This is a genomic window from Microcoleus sp. D3_18_C4 (assembly GCF_036702355.1).
GTDB lineage: Bacteria > Cyanobacteriota > Cyanobacteriia > Cyanobacteriales > Microcoleaceae > Microcoleus.
This window is the reverse complement of sequence record NZ_JAUBTF010000036.1, coordinates 20453-38351: the sequence shown is the minus strand read 5'-3', so window position 1 is coordinate 38351 and position 17899 is coordinate 20453. Positions and strand designations below refer to the sequence as shown.

The window sequence follows — 17899 nt, the reverse complement described above, 5'->3', positions numbered from 1 at the left end:
ATCTGCTTATGAGGTGAATAAGCACAAGCTATTTTTACATTTCTTAATATGAGGTTATAATGGCGACTGTAGATGAGCAAACGAATAAATGGTAGCAGCTTTGTTTAGCGGTACATCCTTTCAAGGTCAAAGTGGCGATCGCCTTGTTAGTAAAGTAGCAGGAGCTGCGATCGCAGCCTTATTCAAGCGTTCTGAAAAGGCCGAGGCCAACATCCGAGTCGAACCAGTAGCCAAACTCTTGCAGGGAAGCATCGACGGTTTCGACTTCGTTGGCAAAGGTATGTTGATGTACAACGGCCTTCGCATAGAAGTGATGGAACTCTACCTGCAAGCACTCTCCATTGATTTTGGAGCGATTTTTGCAGGTCAAGTGAAATTGCGGCAGCCTACCCAGGCAAATATGCGAGTAGTCTTAAGTCGATCGGATTTAACCACCTCATTCAATACACCTTTTGTAGTTGAAAAACTCCAGAAGCTGAAGTACCAAGAGCAATCTCTGCACTTTCAAAACACTGAAGTCAGCTTCGGAACCGACAAATCAATTCGGCTTCAGTCCGAAATTACCGTAGGCGAGGCCAGCGAACCCGTCAAAATAGATATTACTGCTCAATTGCAAGTAGAAGACCGACGTAAAATCCAATTTGTCAGCGTTACTTACGGCGGTGACGGGCAAGCAGTAGACTTGGGTCAAGCTATAATTGCCCACGTAAATAACTTGCTAGACTTAGACAAATTTGCCTTAGAAGGCACTCAACTGCGAGTAGACCGCTGCCGAGTTCAGAACGACGAGCTGGTTTTCTACGGTTGGGCTGGTATCGAACAGTTCCCCAAAGGCAAGCGCTAAACCTCAGCAGGCTGAGGTTTGCCCAGCCATCTAGTTTGGAAAAAGAGCATTTTTTAGTTAGCAAACAACCCGCACCGGCGGGTTTTGCTTTAGATTTTAGATGGCAAGAAAAATCTAAGATCTAAAATCTCGCATCTAAAGTCGATCGACGCAAAATCAGCACTGAGGTTGATTCGATTGGGCAAATTATTTTGATAGATTCAAATAATAAATTAAACCACTCTCAAGAATAAAGATGCTCGGATTTTATTTATTTTGTATCTACGTCGCAGTCTTGTCCGTGTTTGCCCGGCCGGGCCACCGCCGGTCGGAGAAATGGTGGGTAGAAATTATCACCGATTTGCCCCACTGTACCTACTATTTTGGCCCCTTTGACACCGACAAAGAAGCTTCCAGCAATACTCCAGGCTACATAGAAGACTTGGAAAGCGAGGGAGCCAAAAGGGTTAGCATCCGCATTAAACGGTGTCAGCCTTCGGAACTCACAATTTGCGATAGTGAATTCTCAGAGGGTATCGCGGCTTAAGAATTTTGATAGTCCAACCGGCAGAAACCGGGTTTTTTGACGAAAATACTCCATCTATTGCGAGGGGTATCGGTTAAACAACCCGGTTTGTCGGCGTCTAGAGTGCGTAAGTTCTGTTTTAGTTTTTCATTAACTGAAGCCTCAACAATAATATTAAGCATCATCTTGTCCTAGTCCTTACCCTGCGGACTTTATATTTGTAGTGGTGGCTTAAAAGTAGGCATCTTCTCCGCCAAAATGCAGATTTTAGCTAGCATTAACTGCCAAAAATAATTGGGGCTAAATCAGCACTGAGGACGAGCCGATAGATCCCGTTGCGTTGATAAATTGAGAGAGAACAGAAAAAACTACTTAAGTCTTCCCAGAGGTAAATATGTTTGAAATCTCTATGTTGGGTATGTTTTTCACTGCCCTTTGGGTGCTAGCTCAACCTGCTAGCAGCACTCGACGCGACGAATGGTGGGTAGAAGTTGATACAGATTCGCCAAAGCGTACCTATTACTTTGGGCCCTATGACAGCAGAGAGGAAGCTTCTGACAGATCGACCGGCTACATCCGAGACCTGGAGAACAAAGGAGCTAAAAAAATTACCATCAACCTCAAACAAGGTAGCCAACCTACTCAGCTAAGAGCTAGCGAAGAGTCTTGAGAAGGTTGGAAAGTGCAAATTACGGGCGAAGAAAAGTTGACTTATTAACAGGGTTTTTTTCAAATGAGATCGCGCTTGCATACAGTAGGGACACAACAATGCTGTGTCCCGATGAAAGAGTGAAGAAAGAATCTTATTTGCGTCCGAGAAATGCACGCTTTTTCAAAGCACCATCTGATTGAGATTACTGCGAGGATTAAAAGTGCGATTGGCTTTGAGTTTTTCATAGCATTCGCGTTCTACACTGCTAATTTCTTTCGGTGGCACGATCGCAATTTTGACCAACAAATCAGTCCGCTCGTTTTTCTTCGGTTTCGGCCATCCTTTGCCTCGCAACCGCAAAGACTGACCCGAACGAATCCCGGCTGGAAATTTCACAGTGATCATACCTTCAGGCGCCGGCACTTCAATTGAAGCTCCCAACACCGCTTCGTCAGGAGTTATCGGCACTTCGCAGACCAAATTCTCTCCCTCAAACTGGAAGAAAGCGTGAGGCAAAACTTCTAATTTTAGGTACAAATCTCCCTGCTGCTTCGTGTACGGGTCAACTTGACCTTTGCCTTTTATCCGAATTTTACTGCCGGTTTTCACTCCTGCTGGAATCGAAACTTCGCCCGTGGCGACTCGCTTAGAAGTTCCCCGAAATGCTTCCCCCAGAGTCAGAGAAATGGAGACCTCGGTGTCGAGAGAGCTGACTGCGCTGCGGTTTTCGTACCCCGCGAAATCTTCAAATCCGCCAAAACCTGTGGGCCCGCCGCTGGTGCTGCGGTAGTTGCTGTAATTCCACTTGGCATTGCGGGCATTACCCGGACTACTACCTGCGCGACCTAGCAAGGCATTGATAAATTCGTCAAAACTGCCGTACTCGCTGAAGTCAACCCCGCCAAAGTCTACATTCGTACTGCCCCCGCCGGGCCATCCGCCTGGAGTTGTGGCAGCTTGCTTCCAGTATTGACCGTATTGATCGTATTTTTTGCGTTTTTCAGGGTCTGAGAGCACTTCGTAAGCTTCGTTTACTTCTTTAAAACGAGCTTCTGCTTCTTTGTTGCCGGGGTTCATGTCCGGGTGATATTTGCGGGCTAGTTTGCGGAAAGTTTTTTTAATTTCGTCAGAACTGGTCGTTTTGTTGAGTCCCAAAATAGCGTAATAGTCTTTAAAATCTGTTGCAGCCATTAAGCAATCCCCTCTTTATTAGTTGTTATTTGTTAGTTGTTAGTTGTTAGAAAGAATAAATCCCAAATTACCCGCAGGATGGCGCATTAGTATAATGCCAGGAGCCGAAGTGCCTGCGGCATCTCATTCAAATTATAGGTTATCAAAGGTTTGAACTCGATCGAGTTCGGTTGTTGCTTGGCGTTCGATCGCAATTTCCGCACTCCCCTGCTGTTTAAGATTTTATAGCATTCGGCTCTCTCGTGTCCAAGGGAGCTGAAGCAGCAGCCTCTAGAAATGCTTTTGGCATTCGACAACACAAACAATAGCTTTCATCAATTAAGAACGTCCTTACCCTCTAGGGCGTTGCTATACCTGTGAGCTTTGAGACGGTGAAACTCCTGCGGCGAATACTTTTGGGGAGTTATGAGACTTAGGGCTTTCGGGAGGCTGCAGCCCGGTTGAGGTGAGGCGGGCAAGCTGCTGCTGTTGCGGGCGCGAGCCTAGGAGGGTTGACTGGCGCGGACGATCAATCTTTTTTTGGTCTTTTTTTCCGGGGCACGGTGCGATGGCTACGCCCCGGCTTACCCCTACGAACTTCTCGATATGAGCTTGATCACCCAATCCAAATCTTAGCAGGTTTCCATCAGCAAGTTCTGTCAAATCTGGTTTATGAATTGTGACTATATAATACCCTAAATTGCGCCGTTTTTACACAGAATTTCTAGATATTTTTTATTCACCCCAGACCCCGGCTAGAGAATTTTATTTTTACAACCTCTGAATACATTTAAGTCAAAGTAATATAACATAATTTCTTCGCTGTCTGTTAGCTAAATCACACACTTGTATAAAACATTAAGATAGGATAGTAGAGCGATAAGCTTTTAACGCTACTAGGGTGCTAACATTATGAATTATTTGCTAAGTTGGCCTTGTGGCTGCTGCGACGATTGGAAAGATAGTTCCGAGAGTGCTGTGGTGCTCAGAAACGGGCAGCGCATTTGTCAGTCGTGCTACCAGCGCAAATACAAGAATCAGAAGCTATTCGCCAGACGCAGGCGAGCGGACATATCTGTATCGCGGCAGACAGTAACAGAGACTGTCGCTTATTAATAATGCGCGAGCCTTTGAATAAAGCCAAGTATTTCGACAAACTCGCATCAGCGGTGGGAATTAATAATCAACAAAAAAAAGAATGAATTTCGTCATCAGTCATCAGTCATCGGTCATTGGTGATCTGTCACTAATTTCATTATTTATCATCAGTCACTTGAAAAGCAGGTAACAGATTTTAACTTAAAAAACTAATGACTGACGACTAATGACTAATGACTAATAACTAAATGATAGTTCCATCAGGAATCGTGGCATTTTTCAGAACTACGATAATGCCACTGCGGATGTAAAAACCTTGGTTTTCGCGGTTGGCTTCTTCCACTCGGTCTTTATTAATTATTTGAACATTGCGGCCGATGCGAGCATTTTTATCCACAATCGCGCGGCGAATTGTAGTATCTGCACCGATACCAAGGGCGACGCCGCCGTTGTCCAAACTCGAATGCCGTTCTGCGTCGGGTTCGTAGAAGTCAGCACCCAGGACCAGGGTGTCTTGAATCGTACATCCAGCTTCAATGCGCGATCGAACTCCCAACACAGAATGGTCGATCCGGCACTCTTTGAGAATGCAGCCTTCAGCAATAATCGATTCAGTGACGTGAGTATTTAAAAGCTTAGTCGGCGGCAAGAAACGCGGGCGAGTGTAAATTGGCGCCTTTTCATCGTAGAAACTGAAAGGCGGCTGAGGCTGTTTTGTCAGAGCCAAGTTAGCATCGTAAAAAGCCTCAATGGTTCCGATATCTTCCCAATAATCGTCAAACAAATAAGCTTGAACGTTGTGGTCTTTTGCAGAATTCGGAATTATCTCTTTACCAAAATCAGTTTGGTTTGGAGATTCTTTCAGGAGTTTAATCAGAACTTCTCTTTTGAAGACGTAAATCCCCATCGAAGCAATGTAAGGACTTTCCTGAGCTTGCTGCGCTGTCAATCCCAGTGTAGTAGTATCCACCTGCATTTGTTTGAGCGCATCGCCTTTTGGCTTTTCGCTGAAAGAAACAATGCGGCCGGTGTCGTCGATTTTCATCAAACCAAAATCCGACGCCCGCTTCTCGTCCATAGGCAAAACCGAGAGGGTGATATCCGCGTTGGTTTCGCGGTGTCTCTGCACAAACTTCTGGTAGTCCATGCGATAGAGGTGATCGCCCGAAAGAATCAAGTATTCATCAACGTCCCACTGTTCTAGCAGCGAGAGATATTGGCGAACTGCATCGGCTGTCCCTTGAAACCAGTTGGGGTTTTCCTGAGTTTGCTGGGCGGCGAGCACCTCGACAAATCCCTCGGTGAAGCCGGAAAACTGGTAGGTGCGAGAGATGTGACGGTTGAGGGATGCCGAGTTGAATTGGGTGAGGACGTAGATTTTGACTATTTCCGAGTTTATGCAGTTGCTGACAGGAATATCGATGAGGCGATATTTGCCTGCGAGGGGAACTGCGGGTTTGGCTCGCAGTTTGGTTAGGGGGTAAAGGCGGGTGCCTACACCGCCACCGAGGATGATGGCTAAAACTTTTTTCAAGGAACTTTCTCCCTAGGGTCGATTAACTCTCCAAGTACAGTGTCGGATGGTGAGGGCTTCTTGACAAGGGGGGGGAGCAAGGAAGTTTTGAGTTTTGAGTTAGGAGTTGAGTCGTTTACACAGAAACCAGGTTGTTTAATCCAAATACTTCTTCAAACTCTCAATAAGAGTTAAAAAACCCGGTTTATCAGAGTTGGAGTACGTCCTGGATTGGAGTTAGGAGTTTTGAGTTGTGAGTTAAAATACCCATCTATCCAGAATGGATATTTAAAAAAGTTTTGAGTTGTGACTTAAAATACCCTTCAATAAATAAAGGCAGTTTAAGGAAAGAATAAGGTTCGGGGTTTGGGCTGTTAATAATAAGTCTTTTGGGTAAATTCCCCGTTTTCACAATTTATCAATCGAGGCTCATGGCGCTGTTGTTCTTTTTCAAGGCAGGTCGATCGCGCCACCACGGGCGCTGACGCTCTGTATGGGCCCTTCTTCGCGCTCTGGTTCTGCTTGAGTTTGAGCCGGTTTTTTTTGCGGGCGTTTCTGTTATTTGAGTTTCTCCGACTCCACAGCACTCAGGAAGCGCCCCCCGTCGGGACGATAAATTTCTTCTAGGTAGAGTCAGTTTTCAATCTTAGAGTGACTGCAAATTTGTGTAATTTTTTACAATTTCTCCAGCGACCAAATGGGATAAAAGGTCTATTCTCTACCAAAAGCTAGATCCGCGACAAACATCTGCTACTGTACCCTAAGCCGTAAAATCTAGAAAAAGTGTATGCAAATTCAAACGCCGGACTGGGTTAAACACGCGGTATTCTACCAAATATTCCCCGATCGCTTCGCCAAAAGCAAACAGCCTCGCAAACGCCTGCTGCAAAACTTCATGTGGGAAGAATGGCACGAAATTCCCACCCTGCAAGGCTACAAAGGCGGAGACTTGTGGGGCGTGATGGAAGAGCTAGACTACTTGCAAGACTTAGGAATTAACGCAATTTATTTCACCCCCATATTTCAGTCAGCCAGCAATCACCGCTACCACACCCACGACTACTATCAAGTCGATCCGATGTTGGGTGGCAATCCGGCTTTTAAAGAGCTTCTAGACGCAGCTCACGATCGCAACATCAAAGTTGTCCTCGACGGCGTATTTAACCATGCCAGCCGTGGCTTTTTCTTCTTTCATGATATCCTCGAAAACGGCCCCCATTCTCCTTGGGTAGATTGGTTTAAAATTGAAGGCTGGCCGCTATCGGCCTACGACGGCAATTTTCCTGCTAATTATGCTGGTTGGGACGGGAATCGAGCCCTTCCTGTATTCAATCACGACAATCCAGAAGTGCGAGAATACATCATGGAAATCGCCGAATATTGGATTAAATTCGGCGTCGATGGCTGGCGGCTGGACGTTCCTTTTGAAATTAAAAACCCGGGATTTTGGCAGGAATTTCGAGACCGAGTTAAAGCAGTTAATCCCGAAGCTTACATTGTCGGCGAAGTTTGGGAAGATGCGAGAGAATGGCTCGACGGCACTCAATTTGACGGCGTGATGAATTATCTTTTTGCTGCACCGACTATTGCTTTTGCAGCGGGGGACAGGGTAGATTTAACTCAAATTGAAGGCCGTGCTTATCATCCCTATCCGCCGCTTTTTGCTAAAGAGTACGGCGACAAAATTCAGCACGTTTTGGAACTGTACCCGTGGCCGATACAGCTAACTCAACTTAATTTGTTGGCCAGTCACGATACTGCGAGGTTGTTAACAATTGCAGGAGGCGATAAAGCTAGCGTCGAACTCGCTACTTTGCTACTGTTAACTTTTCCTGGAGCTCCCAGCATTTACTACGGCGATGAAGTTGGTTTGCCCGGTGCTCTAGATCCCGATTCTCGCCGCGGTTTCCCCTTACAAGGTCACTGGGAACTTGATGTTTTAGATTACCACAAGCAGTTGATAGCTTTGCGGCACAAATACGCTGCCCTCCGCACTGGTTCGTACCAAATTCTGTTTGCTGAGGGAACGGTTTACGTTTTTGCCAGAATTTTGGGGGATGAGGAAATAGTTGTTGCTGTCAATGTCGCGACAGAAGCAGCTAATATTAGCTTTGAGCCAGCTAAGTTGAAATCTCCTCACGATAAATTGCTGTTTGGGAAAGGCGAGTTTGTTTGGAAAGGTGACGGGGAAACTCGCCTTTTAGAATTGATGCTGCCGGCGCGCTCAGGATTGATTTTAGGTTCGGATAATTAGTTCAGCAATTACGCAAGTGTCACGATCCAATCGACTTGTAGGGTGCGTTAGACCGAGTTATGGACGGATGATCGATGGTTTTGGTTCTGAGGCACCTTACTAATTGTGACACTTGCGTAATTTCTCTAGTTTAAAATGTAAGGTGCGCCCATAATCACCCTACTAAATTTAGAGATGTCGCAAGTTTGATTATGCTGCAACCATTGCTGGTAGTAGCACGGCATCAATGATATGGATGACGCCATTGTCAGCAAGAATATTGGAAGTGAGAACTTTAGCATCATTCACTTTAAGGCCGTCAGAAGTATCAATTCCTACCACCGAACCTTCAACTGTTTCTGCCGAACTTAACTCAAGCAAATTCTCAGTTAGTACCTCGCCAAACAGAATGTGATAAGTCAGAATTTTCTTGAGCTTGGGTATGTCTTCCAACCAAGACGTAAGAGTGTTCGTAGGAATTTTGGCAAATGCCTCGTCAGTGGGTGCTAAGACGGTGTAGGGGCCCGGACTTTGCAATAAATCTAACAAACCAGCCGCTTCAATAACAGTCACGAGTGTTTTGAAAGAGCCGGCATTGGTGACAGTCTCGACAATATCAGGCATGATGTTTTTCAGGAGTGCAAATAGCAGAAAATAAATCTGTGGCGACGATCATTTTAGCAATTTACAAATAGCAGAAAATGAATCGGAGGGATGATGATTATTTGAGCCATTATAAGTTAAATTCGGTTGCAGGCTCTGATGGCTGGGCGCGATCGACCTTTTGGGCTTATACTTGGGTCGCCTCCTCCCCCTTGCGGAAAAACTGCTTTAAAATCTCTCCGGGCTCTCTGTCCCAGGTGTCGATATGTTCGTAAATTAAGCCGTCTTTATCCAGTTTATAAGTAGAGTAGCCGTTAAAAAAAATCCGAGCTTTCCAGGGAACCCGCAGTGTCCCGCGAACAGTCCAATTTGCCACAATAGTATCATGGGCTGTCTGACCTACGTCGTGCAGGTCGAAGTAAATCTCGTTAAAGAATAGCTGGCCGTGAAATCGCAGAGTCCAAAAGATAATGCGATAGTTGATTTTTCCTTTAAATTTGTTAACAGGGTCTTGAAAATAAACATCTTTTGTGTAGATGTCGTAGGAGATGTCTTTCTCAAACAGCGTCGGGAGATCCGCTTTGAGGGTGTCTACTGCTTGTTCTACCTGCATTTGATATTCGAGCGCGCTCAAACTACCACCTTGTGACAGTATTAATTTATAACTTTAAATGAATAATCTCGATCGGCAGCGGGATGAGAAAAAAATCGATACTTCATCCAGCTCTAATCTTACCTCTAATTATATTGTCCGCGCCGGCCTTTCTGCTGGCCCGGACTTGCGACATCGAAACCTTGGCACAGATTTGACAGAACACCCCCACTCCTCTGATATTCTCGCAGAAATCAACAGCGGCAAGCTGTTGATGGTAGATAGCCGTCGCCGGAACGGTCTAATTTTGATTAAACGTTTCCACGCGGAGTTTGCCGGGCCTGGGGCTGCCGTTGGCGGCGCTTTTGAGGTTGACTCTCAGCAGGTAATTCCCGTGGGCGATTTTTGTTTGGTTTGCCCTCAATCTCCCGAAGAAATACAGAAAGCTTTTGGAATTCGGCGGCAGTGGGTGCGGTTAATGGAACAGTTAACGGCAAAGCCGACAGCTTTGGAACGCGCACAAATGGTTTTAACTCAGTTTGAACAATATTTGGATTCGGAAACGGTGGCACAAATTCCCGATGAAGCTTTGGCACTTTTAGTAGGCGTATTTCCCCAGACTATTCGGGCGGCACGGCAAGGAAATGATCAGTTATAAATTGGTGTAGATACCTTATGCTGCGATCGCGCTGCTACAAGCTCCACTCGGCATTCTGCAAAACGACTCGATAGCCATCTGGGTCTTCAAAGGTAACTCCATCTTTGTCCCAGTAGGGATTGTAGGAGTTTACAGGCTCAAATCCACTGGCTTTCATTCGCTCAACAGCCTGCTGCCATTCTTGTTGGTTAGGAAGGTAAAAGACGATAAGATTGTCTTGAGTTGGAGCGCCACCTACAATATGTCCCCGTTGATGGATGAATTCAAAGTGGTGGCTTTCTCCTGGCATTCCAACCATTACTCCGTCAAAACCTTCATGGTTTTCAAAACGATCGAGGATTTGCAGCCCTAAACCCTCTGTGTAAAAATGAACAACTCGATCGAGGCAATCCGTTGGACGAGCAACCCGTAAAACCTTTCCTTGAAGCATATATATCTTCTCCAAAGTTATTTTTGTGTTAAGCAGAAACTGGATACCGAATATTATGAGTTGTCAAAAATTTCTCCTATTCGATCGACTGTTCGCTGATTTTCCTCGGGACTGCCCACCGTAATTCGCAAACCTCCTCCAGTATGCCGAATTAAAGTACCTCGATCTTTTAGCTGCTGCATGATTTGTTTGTGTTCCTGTTCAGCAGATTCGCCATCGCCAGCTTTCACCCGCAGGTAAACGAAGTTAGCCGCACTCGGCCAAACTTGCAATTTTTGATGCTGAGTTAGCGCTGCAATTAATTTGGCTCTTTCTGATAGAGTTTCGGGAATGGTTGCTAGCAATAACTGCCGCTGCGCTAGGGCTAACTCGGCTGCTGTTTGCGAGAAACTGGGAAGGTTGTAGGGGAGACGGATTTTTTCTAAGGTGGCTGTGAGTTCGGGATGGGCGATCGCATATCCGACTCTCATTGAGGCCAGTCGAAATGCTTTGGAAAATGTGCGTAAAATAATCCAATTCGGGTGCTGTTGCAATTGGTGTGCTAAAGTATTTTGGCTGAATTCAAAATAGGCTTCGTCAATTACTACTAATATCTCTTCGGGTAAAGTTGACAACCATTCTATTTCATCGGTTGTCAAAGCATTGGCTGTAGGGGAATTGGGATGAACGACAAAGACGGCGCGCACGGGGGGATTTTGATTTTGGTCGTTAGCGCACCCCGCCCCTACGGGGGCTACCCCAACGGAGAGGATCGCCCTTTTAGCCGCCTCGATATCGATTTCAAAATTCTCCTCTTTCCGCTGAACACTCACAACGGGAATGCCGAGGGTTTGGGCCATTATTCCATACATCGAAAATGTAGGATTCGCTACCAAAATAGAGCCTTTACCGCTTAAACAAGTAGCTATTAAGAGGGATCTAATTAGTTCGTCGGAACCGTTACCCACAGAAATATTGTCGGCTGTAATGGCGGTTTTTGGCAGTGTAACCCCCTCTAGCGGGGGGATTGTGATTGATTCATTGACGTATTGGGCGATCGCCTCTTTGAGCGCTGCGTGGCCTCCGTCAGGATAGCGATTTGTCTCAATTAACTGCTGGTAAGTCCAAGCTAGCTTTTTTTTTAATTCCTCTGGCAAGTCGTAGGGGCATTCGTTGGTATCAAGGCGATCGATCGCACTTTCGGAGTGCGCTGGTTCTCCTGATGTGCCGCCCGGATGGGGAGTGTATGCGGTAAGTTCGGCTAAATCTTTTCGGATAAAGGGAAGCATGGTATAGTTTACGACTTTTTATTTTAGATAATCTGCTTAGAAGCATCTGAACTTAGCATAGAGCTTGTTCTATCTCGAAAGCAAGAGGAGATGCGGCATTTAGTTTCTGTCGATCGATTGATGCGTCGGCTGTGGCCAATTGATTATTCTTATAAAGTAACTGCTAATATGTGGAAACCAAGTATGAAAGTCAAGCCTTCCGATATATCTAAAAATGCCGCCGCTACCCTCATAGCTTTGAGTTTGGCTGTTCTCCCTTCAGCTATGCCTGCCTCAGCTCAAACGGAGTCAGCTCCGGCCCAGAACAATACTGATTCTAATGGAGTTGTTCTAGACAGAACTCCCTTTCAAGAAAGCAAGGAAGACAACAATCATTGGGGTGCTTTGGGTTTGTTGGGCATCCTCGGTTTGGCGAATCTGTTTCGCAAGGATGAACCCAAACGCTACCGCGATCCGATGGGCGAATAATTGTTTAAACGGCGGTCGCACAAGCCAAAAAACAAATCAACCGTCGTGGATTCCGAAACCGGGTTTTTTACCGAAAGACTGGATTATTGCCTTTAATCCGAGCAAAAAATCCGGTTTCTTTGATATTGATGGGAATTTTGGCCACAAAGTTTATTCAATCCCGCCACAAAGCAATGCCACCCAATAAACCGCTCACATTTGGTACTATTTTAACCTGCGGCGGTAACTCGAAAACAATCTTTTTAGTATTGCCGCCGCCGATGTAAATGCGATCGCAGTTAAAGAGATATTGCAGATAGGTGAGCGCTTTTTCCAGACGGCGATTCCATCTTTTGGAACCGACTGTATCTAATGCCGATCGCCCTAATTGCTGTTCGTAAGTTTCCCCTTTGCGAAACGGGTGATGTCCTAACTCTAGATTTGGCACCAAGATCCCATCGACAAATAAGGCAGAACCAAAACCGGTGCCAACGGTAATTACTAATTCTACCCCCGTCCCAGCAATTGCTCCCAATCCTTGAATATCGGCATCGTTAGCCACTCGCACAGGTTTTCCCAAGCGATCTTTGAGAGTAGTTTGTAAGTCAAAATCTATCCAAGACGGATCTAAATTCACTGCGGTTTTTATGACGCCTAGACGCACGACTCCAGGAAAACCGACGGATACTCGGTCAAATTCTCCTTGTCCGCTGGCTAAAGAGGCGATCGCCTCTAGTACGGGTTCGGGTTTCGGTGGTTGAGGCGTTTCTAAACGGCTGCGTTCCGTTTGGGGATCGCCTTCATTGTCCAAAACCATAACTTTGATGCCGCTTCCGCCAATATCCACGGCTAAGGTGCGAGTCGATCGATCTTGTTCAGTCATTTGATTGTTGAGACTTGCAAGTTGGTAAAATTTTAATTTTTGAATTGGCAAAACTTTTGAATCGCTTCCCAAATTTCCGCTAGGACATTTCCCAAAGAATGATCGTCTTCTAATTCGATTAATTGCACCCAGGGACGGTTAGCGGCAAAATTTCTGCTAGCTTGAATCGGTATTATTGTATCATGTTTGCCGTGAAGAATTAACGTAGGGACTGACCGAATTAATTTTTCTTCAGGGTATTGAGCCATATCTGCCACAAACTGATAATTCAGTGGGAGATAAAGCTGTTCGCCGTAGTGGTAAACGGGCAAATATTTCTCACACTGCCACTTTTCTAACTGTTGCTGTCCCAACAGTGGCAGCCAGTGGGAGATAAAGTCAAAAGCTGGCGCTAACAAAACTATTTGCTTTACTGACAATTGTCGCTGGGTCAACCAAGCCGCGGTCAGTCCCCCAAAACTCGACCCAATTATTGTAACTCCCCCTAATTGTTTTACCTTGTCGGCCGATGGGGAGGATGGGGTTTGCAGAAATTCTGTTTCTATTTGCTGCAACTGGCGGGTGAGGGTGAGACCGGAAAAATTGTTTTGATTGAGATCGGGAGTTTTTAGGTCAATTCCTAGGGACGAAAAGCGATCACGGAAATATTTTGCCTTAAGGGAATCGGGACTTGATGCAAATCCGTGTAAATAAATGTAACTCGAATGGTTTTTTAAATTCATTCAGTAATTGATATTTAACAACAAATATTAAGTATAACACCCAGAGCCCCGACTTCTTAAAGAAGTCGGGGCTCTAATAAGCCGTGAACAAAATGGAACTATTACTGCGGTTTTTGACCGTTTTGCATCCGATTTTTAGCATTTTGTCGGCGCTGCTGCATCATTTGAGCTAATTGGCTGCGCTGTTCGGCAGTGAGCACTTCTCGCATTGCGAGTGTACTTTCAAATTGCACCTCTTCCAACTGCTGCCTCAATCCGATTATTTGACGGTGTTTTTCGCGCATTTCGCTGGCATTTGCCGTGCCGGACATCATCGTTTCCAATTCTTGTCTCGCTTGGCGGATTGCTTGCATCCGCTGGGAAACTTGGTCTTTGTAGCGATCGCGAACTGCTTGCATTTGCTGCTTTTGGTCAGCGCTTAAATTCAGTTTCTCGAACATCCCGCCTTCCTTGCCAGCAGGTCGATTTGGTCGCTGATTTTGTGCAAATGTTTCCGGTTCGAGGGGATGAGGAACTGCTATTGCTGCGGCTGTACTACCGAGAGTCAGCATTAAAACTGCTAGGGCAGAAATACGACGAATTGACATGAAAAATACCTCTTTGATATTACTTATTTGTTGGCGGTTGGCTGTCAGCACCAGGGCTGACATTCAACCAGTCTGTTTGCGAGCGATCGGTCATACTTTCTTGGGTAGAATCATGGAGGACACCCTCCCAGTTAGTAACTAAAAATGCTTCTAACTTAGCTGTTTCCTCCTCTGGCAATTGTGCAGTATGAAACGGACGGTAGCCAGACCAAAAAACTAGCAGGCTAGCAGCAATTGCAGACGACAAAGCCCACTTAGAAACAGAGAATATTTTTAACCTATTATCAGACTTTACTGACGCAATTAAGCGCGCTTTTTGGCGCTGATTTTCATGGAAAACACTCGCCTGATTACTTTCCATTGCTGCTAGGACTTTTCGCTCTAAATCTGGTGCAGCTTCAGGAAGATTTGGGCGATGTTGCTTCAAGAAATTAACTAACTCTTGGTCGCTGCTTGGGTTATTCATAGCTCGCTGACACCTTCTTTTTGCAAAAATTGCCGCACAGCATTTCGGGCATAAAACACGCGAGATTTGACGGTTCCCGCCGGCAGTCCCAAAATTTGAGCTACTTCTTTTTGCGGGATGTCTTCTAAGTCGTGCAGCACCAAAACGCTGCGGTGTTCAAAGCTCAATTTCTCCAATCCTCGCTGCACTAAATCTTGATAGTGCAACTGCATCAAGTCAGAGGTACGATCTGTGACAACAATCCGATCCATTTGTTCTTGATTTTTGAGTTTGGAATCAAAAGAATGCTGCTTAGCAACTGCTTGTCTTTGGTCAGAAGCCACATTCCAAGTGATTCGATAAAGCCAAGTAGAAAAGTTGTCTTGGTGCTTGAGTTTTGGCAATCCTTTCCACACTCGCAGGAATACTTCTTGCGTTAAGTCGTCAAGCAGCGACGGCCCACAGAGTTGGTAAAGGGTTGACCTGACTTTGTGTTGGTAGCGTTGGTAAAGGTGGCGAAAGCAGGTGCGATCGCCCTTTAAACATTCAGCAACTAAGTCCGAGTCGGAACAGTTATCGATTAAAACATTGGCTGACACAGCTAACACCTGTGAAGTCTCCCCCACCAGTTCGTTATCTGAAGTGTTTAGACAGGACGATCGCGAAAAAGGTTCAAATAATTTAAAATATTATTTTGAGCATGAATCCGCTTGGGGTAAAAAACTGCACCAATGTCAGCAACAGGCAAGATGCCTGTTCCACAAAAATTAAATAAATTTTTTTGTGGGGAGTAAGGGTTGGGCTTCTAGCCCGCCCCTAACAGGCAAGAGACCTGTTCCACAAAACTCAATTTTATTGTGGAACGGGCATCTTGCCCGTTCTTAACAAGAATACAAGATGTGAGTTCTAACTATTTATAGCATTTTTCCAATAAGTATAAGTCTCTAAACCAATACTTTTTGGATCTTCATTATAGAGTTCATCTAAACATTTGAAAAGAGCTAAAGCGTAATTTTTCAATCCCAACTCTGTCAAACTTGTGATAATCCTAGTCAGCCGCAGGTAGTTGTGATTAAATTTTTGAATCCACTCTCTTTTTCTTGACAAATATTCTGCGGATTTGGCAATTACAATTTCTGCGTTCTCCCCTTCGCGGCATTCCAACCCGTAAAATGCCAGCATGACATTGAACGAATGGAGTAAGCGATTTTTCAACTCTTCACTTGTTCTAAAAGCTTGAATTACCTCATCATTTAAAGTCGGAACACTGGAATTAAAGCGACTCTTTTCTCTCAGAGGAAACAGCCATTGAATGTAATTGTGCACGGATTCCAGCTTCTGGTAATCCCACGACCAAATATCCTCGATCGCCCGACCTTGTGAATCAGGCTGCTGACCGAGATAGAATGCTAAAATTTTGTTTTGTTTGGTTGAATTACTCATTAATAAGCTGTTTTGTATCTAAATTGTATTTTTGGGCGGGCGGGACGCCCAACCCCTACTCCCCACAACCAGAAAATTTAATTTTTGTGTGGAAAAGGCATCCTGCCTGTTCATCAAAATAGTTTTCTTGAGTCGGTTTTAACCGACTTTAGCTATTAGCCAGGGACTTAAGTCCCTGGCGGCTTCGCCCTGTTTACCGCAAAGTAACAAACTCTTCAGCAGTTGATGGGTGAATGCCAATAGTCGCGTCGAAATCTTTCTTCGTAGCTCCCATATTAACAGCGATCGCCATTCCTTGAATAATCTCGCCCGCGTCTTTCCCAACCATGTGCACGCCCAAAACTCTGTCAGTATTAGTTTCAACGATTAACTTGACAAAAGTTTTCTCGTCTGCACCTGTCAAAGCGTGAAACATCGGTCGAAACTTGGCTGTGTAGCACTTAATTGAGTCGGGAAACTTTGCTCTAGCCTGCACTTCGTTTAAGCCGACTGTAGCAGCTTCCGGCTGGGAAAATACCGCTGACGGCACATTTTCGTGAGTGATTGCTCTCGGATTGTTGCCAAATTCAGTATCTGCAAAAGCGCGTCCTTCGGCGATCGCAACTGGTGTTAAGTTAATCCGGTTCGTGCAATCTCCGACTGCAAAAATGTGCGGCTGACTGGTGCGGCTGTCTTTGGTAACTGCGATCGCACCTTTATCTGTTTCTACTCCCGCATTTTCTAAACCTAATTTTTCTAAATTAGGCTGACGCCCGGTAGCGCACAACAGCGCGTCTACTACTAGCGTTCCTTCGGATGTCCCCGACAGAGTTAATTTTAAGCCTTCTGGGGTTTTCTCAATGTGGTTGATCGAGCTTTCTGTCAAAATGTTTATTCCGTGCTTAATCATTCCTTCTTGCACGTTGGTGCGAATTTCTGTGTCAAATTCGTTCAAAATTAAGTCGCGGCGGATAATTTGAGTTACTTCGCTTCCCAATCCGTTCATAATGCAAGCAAATTCGACGCCGATGTAGCCGCCGCCCCAAATTGCCAACCGTTTTGGCTGCTCTTTTAGGAGGAATATTTCGCGAGAGGTAATCGCGTGTTCGATGCCGACAATTGGGACTCTTTGCGCTTCTCCGCCGACTGCAATTAAGATTTTGGCTGCGGTAAATTTCTTGTCACCAACTTCGACGGTGTGGGGATCAATAAATTTGGCGTATCCTGAGATTAATTCGACTCCGGCTTTTTCGAGGAAGCTGATGTGCAGTTTGCTCAGCCGCCGCACTTCTGTGTCTACGCTGGTGACGAGTTTTTCCCAATCAAAGCTGCTTTCTACTGGACTCCAACCGTAGCCCACCGCATCTTCATAAAGGTGCGAAAATGTTGAGGCGTACACCATCAGTTTTTTGGGGACACAGCCGCGAATTACGCAGGTTCCGCCTACTAAGTCATTTTCGGCGATCGCCACTTTTGCGCCGTAGGATGCTGCTCGCTTGGAACTCGCCAATCCGCCGGAACCCGCACCTATCACAAACAAGTCGTAGTCGTATGTCATAATTGTCTGTACCTTCTTATCGCCCACTTACCAATTTTACGCTTTACTTTTTTTAATGATATCTCAAAAATTTTTGTTTTTTTTTTGGGGAAACTACTTTACTTTTTGCGATAAATCGGGTATTATTTAATAATAGGAATCTGTGCGTTAATCTTAGAATTGCTCACACTCCCATTATTAGAGTATAGCACAAGCGATCGACAAGAAACATATAAAAATGTAACTATTTTCGAGCCGCCGCCAAGAATAAAAGAGCTAATTGTCGATCG

Annotated in this window: 20 protein-coding genes; 7 read left to right on the top strand and 13 right to left on the bottom strand. The window is 45.3% G+C overall.

What is annotated here, in order from left to right; genetic code table 11:
• Positions 1–88 precede the first annotated feature (88 nt).
• From QUA90_RS18195 to QUA90_RS18185, 3 genes are all read left to right on the top strand, one after another.
• Positions 89–844, top strand: a complete 756-nt coding sequence (locus QUA90_RS18195; protein WP_333245476.1) for a DUF2993 domain-containing protein — start codon at positions 89–91, stop codon at positions 842–844.
• A 235-nt stretch (positions 845–1079) separates the two neighbouring features.
• Entirely contained in the window at positions 1080–1370 is a 291-nt protein-coding gene (locus QUA90_RS18190) for a DUF1816 domain-containing protein (RefSeq protein WP_333332067.1), read from the top strand.
• 373 nt (positions 1371–1743) lie between these two features.
• Positions 1744–2019, top strand: coding sequence for a DUF1816 domain-containing protein (locus QUA90_RS18185; RefSeq protein WP_333332070.1), 276 nt, complete (start codon positions 1744–1746; stop codon positions 2017–2019).
• Between the two features lie 162 nt (positions 2020–2181).
• Here the strand turns inward: QUA90_RS18185 and QUA90_RS18180 are convergent, their stop codons facing one another.
• Positions 2182–3192 (bottom strand): J domain-containing protein, encoded by a 1011-nt coding sequence (locus QUA90_RS18180; RefSeq protein WP_333386726.1) that lies wholly within the window; start codon positions 3190–3192, stop codon positions 2182–2184.
• An 891-nt stretch (positions 3193–4083) separates the two neighbouring features.
• On the opposite strand from QUA90_RS18180, the gene QUA90_RS18175 reads away from it, so the two are divergent.
• On the top strand, positions 4084–4287 hold the full coding sequence (locus QUA90_RS18175; RefSeq protein WP_333084483.1) for a hypothetical protein: 204 nt from the start codon (positions 4084–4086) through the stop codon (positions 4285–4287).
• 226 nt (positions 4288–4513) lie between these two features.
• On the opposite strand, the gene QUA90_RS18170 is transcribed toward QUA90_RS18175, so the two are convergent.
• Positions 4514–5803, bottom strand: coding sequence for a glucose-1-phosphate adenylyltransferase (locus QUA90_RS18170; protein ID WP_333084485.1), 1290 nt, complete (start codon positions 5801–5803; stop codon positions 4514–4516).
• A 766-nt stretch (positions 5804–6569) separates the two neighbouring features.
• On the opposite strand from QUA90_RS18170, the gene QUA90_RS18165 reads away from it, so the two are divergent.
• On the top strand, positions 6570–8036 hold the full coding sequence (locus QUA90_RS18165) for a glycoside hydrolase family 13 protein (protein WP_333446930.1): 1467 nt from the start codon (positions 6570–6572) through the stop codon (positions 8034–8036).
• 189 nt (positions 8037–8225) lie between these two features.
• On the opposite strand, the gene QUA90_RS18160 is transcribed toward QUA90_RS18165, so the two are convergent.
• Both QUA90_RS18160 and QUA90_RS18155 read right to left on the bottom strand, forming a co-directional pair.
• Positions 8226–8639 carry a fasciclin domain-containing protein gene (locus QUA90_RS18160; protein ID WP_333446928.1) on the bottom strand — a complete coding sequence of 138 codons (414 nt, stop codon included), beginning with the start codon at positions 8637–8639 and terminating at the stop codon, positions 8226–8228.
• A gap of 166 nt (positions 8640–8805) precedes the next feature.
• Positions 8806–9231: a DUF2358 domain-containing protein gene (locus QUA90_RS18155; RefSeq protein ID WP_333180032.1), complete on the bottom strand. Its 426-nt coding sequence runs from the start codon at positions 9229–9231 to the stop codon at positions 8806–8808.
• Positions 9232–9289: 58 nt separating this feature from the next.
• On the opposite strand from QUA90_RS18155, the gene QUA90_RS18150 reads away from it, so the two are divergent.
• The gene (locus QUA90_RS18150) at positions 9290–9868 is read left to right on the top strand and encodes a hypothetical protein (protein WP_333331412.1); all 579 of its coding nucleotides are present in this window, start codon (positions 9290–9292) and stop codon (positions 9866–9868) included.
• 34 nt (positions 9869–9902) lie between these two features.
• Here QUA90_RS18150 and QUA90_RS18145 read toward each other — a convergent pair whose 3' ends face one another.
• Together QUA90_RS18145 and QUA90_RS18140 are read right to left on the bottom strand one after the other, a co-directional pair.
• A complete protein-coding gene (locus QUA90_RS18145) occupies positions 9903–10298 on the bottom strand; it encodes a VOC family protein (RefSeq protein WP_333084490.1) in 396 nt (131 codons plus the stop codon).
• 53 nt (positions 10299–10351) lie between these two features.
• Entirely contained in the window at positions 10352–11566 is a 1215-nt protein-coding gene (locus QUA90_RS18140) for a histidinol-phosphate transaminase (protein ID WP_333446926.1), read from the bottom strand.
• A gap of 90 nt (positions 11567–11656) precedes the next feature.
• Here QUA90_RS18140 and QUA90_RS18135 point away from each other — a divergent pair, with 90 nt between their 5' ends.
• Complete coding sequence (locus QUA90_RS18135) at positions 11657–12034, top strand: WGxxGxxG family protein (RefSeq protein WP_333446924.1); 378 nt, start codon at positions 11657–11659, stop codon at positions 12032–12034.
• 154 nt (positions 12035–12188) lie between these two features.
• Here QUA90_RS18135 and QUA90_RS18130 read toward each other — a convergent pair whose 3' ends face one another.
• From QUA90_RS18130 to gor, 7 genes are all read right to left on the bottom strand, one after another.
• Positions 12189–12896 carry an ROK family protein gene (locus tag QUA90_RS18130; protein ID WP_333084494.1) on the bottom strand — a complete coding sequence of 236 codons (708 nt, stop codon included), beginning with the start codon at positions 12894–12896 and terminating at the stop codon, positions 12189–12191.
• A 32-nt stretch (positions 12897–12928) separates the two neighbouring features.
• Entirely contained in the window at positions 12929–13618 is a 690-nt protein-coding gene (locus QUA90_RS18125) for a YqiA/YcfP family alpha/beta fold hydrolase (protein ID WP_333446922.1), read from the bottom strand.
• A 101-nt stretch (positions 13619–13719) separates the two neighbouring features.
• A complete protein-coding gene (locus QUA90_RS18120; protein WP_333446920.1) occupies positions 13720–14268 on the bottom strand; it encodes a Spy/CpxP family protein refolding chaperone in 549 nt (182 codons plus the stop codon).
• Positions 14225–14671 (bottom strand): hypothetical protein, encoded by a 447-nt coding sequence (locus tag QUA90_RS18115; RefSeq protein WP_333446918.1) that lies wholly within the window; start codon positions 14669–14671, stop codon positions 14225–14227. Before QUA90_RS18115 ends, QUA90_RS18120 begins: the two co-directional genes overlap by 44 nt.
• On the bottom strand, positions 14668–15258 hold the full coding sequence (locus tag QUA90_RS18110; RefSeq protein WP_333311539.1) for a sigma-70 family RNA polymerase sigma factor: 591 nt from the start codon (positions 15256–15258) through the stop codon (positions 14668–14670). The genes QUA90_RS18115 and QUA90_RS18110 overlap by 4 nt, the downstream gene beginning before the upstream one ends.
• Positions 15259–15556: 298 nt before the next feature.
• Positions 15557–16093, bottom strand: coding sequence for an opioid growth factor receptor-related protein (locus tag QUA90_RS18105; RefSeq protein WP_333446916.1), 537 nt, complete (start codon positions 16091–16093; stop codon positions 15557–15559).
• Positions 16094–16286: 193 nt separating this feature from the next.
• Positions 16287–17630 (bottom strand): glutathione-disulfide reductase, encoded by a 1344-nt coding sequence (gor, locus tag QUA90_RS18100; protein ID WP_333331437.1) that lies wholly within the window; start codon positions 17628–17630, stop codon positions 16287–16289.
• Positions 17631–17899 lie beyond the last annotated feature (269 nt).